Genomic DNA, 3175 nt, shown 5'->3' on the forward strand with positions numbered 1-3175 from the left:
CACGCCCATGGCCGCCTCGCATCACGGATTCTAAAAGTGACCGGGATACAAACCCGGCCAGGGCTGATTTGTTGACAGGCAATCACGGAAGCGGAACATTCGCCCGCCTTGAATGCCTTGCCTCGGAATAAATTACAGCTTGAAGCCGTGATATTTCTGGCCCAGTGCTACCGTGGCGGCAAAAAAGCCTGCTTTGCTACCGCAATCGTAGCGCGTGCCTTCGTAGGCAAAACCAAATACATTACGGCTTTCGAGCAAGGCAGCAATGCCGTCGGTAAGCTGGATTTCGCCGCCTGCGCCCTTGCCGATGTGGCGCAGGTGTTCAAAAATTTCTGGTTCCAGAATATAACGACCCACCACGGCCTTGTCCGAAGGTGCATCGGCCGGCGCAGGCTTTTCGACGATCTTGCTCACCTGGATCGTATTGGACGACACCGATTTACCCGCAATAATCCCGTATTTATTGGAATCTTCGCGAGCGATGGTCTGGATGCCAAGCACACTGCCGTTATTGGCATGTGCGGCCTGAATCAGTTGCTGGGTAACCGGCACGTTCGAATCGATCAGGTCATCGGCCAGCAACACGGCGAACGGCTCATTGCCCACCACCGGCTCGGCGCACAGCACAGCGTGACCCAGGCCCAGTGGAGCCGGCTGACGGATGTAAATACAATTGACATTGGACGGAATGACCTGGCGCACCTGCTCCAGCATCTCCTGTTTGCCCTTTTCTTCCAGTTCGGATTCCAGCTCGGGCATGGAGTCGAAATGATCCTCGATCGCACGCTTGTGTCGCCCGGTAATAAAAATCAGATCGGTAATGCCTGCCTTGACTGCCTCTTCCACTGCGTATTGGATAAGCGGCTTATCCACAACGGGCAACATCTCTTTAGGCATGGCCTTGGTCGCCGGCAAAAAGCGGGTGCCCAAGCCTGCGACGGGAAATACAGCTTTACGGATCGGATTCATTTAAACCTCGTTGATGTATCGAATGACGTCATTTTATGATAAAACCCTTTGCGCTCACGGGTATAAGTCCTGCAGGCCGGCAAACACAGGAAAACGGCGATCCCTGTCGGACAGTATCATATGCTCGCGCGGCACCTGCCAGTCTATGCTCAGTTGCGGGTCATCAAAGGCCAGCCCGCGCTCGAAATCGGGCGCATAGACGGCGTCGGTTTTGTAGGCAAAAATGGCCCGTTCGCTGAGCACGGCGAAACCATGTGCAAACCCGGCCGGGATAAACAGCGATTGCTTGCGCACGGCGTCCAGTTCAATTTGCAAGGACTGTCCGAAGGTCGCGCTGCTCTTGCGCAAATCCACAATGACATCGAGTACCCGCCCCACCACCACGCGCACCAGCTTGTTCTGGGCATAGGGCGGCAACTGGTAATGCAGGCCCCGCACCACGCCATAAGACGACTGTGATTCGTTGTCCTGGATAAAGCGCAGCGTGCGCCCCAGGGCCTCATCGAGCACCTGCTGCCGGTAGGCCTCCAGAAAATAGCCGCGTTCGTCGCGGCGCACTTGGGGAGTCATCAGCAGGACATCGGGAATAACCAGGCGTTCTGTTTTCATGCGTATCAGGCAAAGCCTCAACGGATTGCATCAGCGCTGATTATAACGGATCGGTCATCACCATCGCCCTCAACAGACTTCGCGGTTTACACCGGTCCTGTTATCATGAGCCATTGCAACTTTCACATGACGACCCCGAACGCGATGGCATCTTTGCTTGTTACCGGTGGTGCCGGATTTATCGGCGCCAACTTCGTTCACTACTGGCTCAGACAGCATCCAGACGATACGCTGGTAGTGCTGGATGCGCTGACCTACGCGGGCAATCGCAGCAGCCTTGCCGGGCTTGAACATCACGTCAATTTCACATTTGTACACGGGAACATCTGCAATACGGACAAAGTAATCGCATTGCTACAACAGCACCGCGTCGATACTATCGTGCATTTTGCGGCAGAAAGCCATGTGGATCGGTCTATCCAGGGGCCCGACACCTTTATCCAGACCAATATCACCGGCACCCACAGCCTGCTCAAGGCGGCACGCCAGGTATGGATAGAGGTGCCAGCGCTGCAAAAAAAAGCCCCCCTGCCATACCGCTTTCATCACGTCAGTACCGATGAGGTTTTCGGCAGCCTGGCGGCCGACCAGCCTGCGTTTACCGAAGACACCTCCTATGCGCCGAACTCACCGTACTCGGCCAGCAAAGCCGCGGCGGATCATCTGGTGCGGGCCTACCACCAGACTTACGGTCTGGCCACCACCATCAGCCGGTGCTCGAACAATTACGGGCCCTATCATTATCCCGAAAAACTCATCCCACTCACGCTGACGAACATCCTGCACAATAAAGCCATTCCGGTTTTTGGCGATGGCCAGCAGATCCGCGACTGGCTTTACGTACTGGACCACGTTCGTGCGATCGAGGCGATTCTGGCGCAAGGCAAGGCGGGCGACACCTGGAATGTCGGTGCCCGTTGCGAGCTGACCAACATGCAGCTCATCCATAAATTGTGTTTGATCATGGACCAGGCCTTTGCGACGCGGCCGCAGTTGCGGCAGCGGTTTGCACAGGCAACGGCGGCACACGCAGGCAATAGCGCGCAGCTGATCCGCTACGTGCAGGATCGGCCCGGTCATGACCGGCGCTACGCTATGGACCCGACAAAAATCGAACAGGAACTGGGCTTTGTCGCAAGCGAGCCGTTTGACGCAGGCATCGTCAAGACCGTTGACTGGTTCCTGGACAATGAACCGTGGTGGTGTTCGGCTATATCACAATTGGCATAAACGGGCCTTAAAAGACCGGGCGCGCAATACCACTTCGCATTCATCGGCAACGCCGTCTTCATGCGCGCCTGCGAATTCAGGTTGTTGCTGCAAGCCACTTATATCTGCCGACAGCGCCAGTGCCGTTGTATTGTGGCAGGCTGGCTTATCATCACCGCCATTGCATTGAAACGTTGACAAAGCACGCGATATTCGGCGAAGAAAAAGGTACCTGATCAAAACGACGTCTTCTTCGCCTTGCATGAGCGAGCTCGGCCTGCCTGCATTTGTATTCTGGGAGTTGGGGGGTTGGGGGGTTGGGTCTGGCGGCTTGCACAACCGGCACACTTATTTTTTTACAGCCAACGCTTTCAAATTTTCTTTTATC

At 55.7% G+C, this 3175-nt stretch carries 4 protein-coding genes; 1 reads left to right on the top strand and 3 read right to left on the bottom strand.

Translation table 11 applies throughout. The annotated features are described in order from the left end of the window. Positions 1 to 132: 132 nt before the first annotated feature. On the bottom strand, positions 133 to 969 hold the full coding sequence (gene galU, locus ACTIKR_RS20525; RefSeq protein ID WP_193090045.1) for a UTP--glucose-1-phosphate uridylyltransferase GalU: 837 nt from the start codon (positions 967 to 969) through the stop codon (positions 133 to 135). Between the two features lie 54 nt (positions 970 to 1023). Beyond that, positions 1024 to 1578, bottom strand: a complete 555-nt coding sequence (gene rfbC, locus ACTIKR_RS20530) for a dTDP-4-dehydrorhamnose 3,5-epimerase (protein ID WP_193090044.1) — start codon at positions 1576 to 1578, stop codon at positions 1024 to 1026. Positions 1579 to 1704: 126 nt separating this feature from the next. On the opposite strand from rfbC, the gene rfbB reads away from it, so the two are divergent. Beyond that, positions 1705 to 2808, top strand: coding sequence for a dTDP-glucose 4,6-dehydratase (gene rfbB / locus ACTIKR_RS20535; protein WP_442328898.1), 1104 nt, complete (start codon positions 1705 to 1707; stop codon positions 2806 to 2808). Positions 2809 to 2959: 151 nt separating this feature from the next. On the opposite strand, the gene ACTIKR_RS20540 is transcribed toward rfbB, so the two are convergent. Continuing rightward, positions 2960 to 3175 (bottom strand): hypothetical protein (locus tag ACTIKR_RS20540; protein ID WP_442328899.1); only part of this gene is annotated, 216 nt, incomplete at its 5' end.

Source organism: Advenella sp. (genome assembly GCF_052108595.1).
Lineage (GTDB): Bacteria > Pseudomonadota > Gammaproteobacteria > Burkholderiales > Burkholderiaceae_B > Advenella.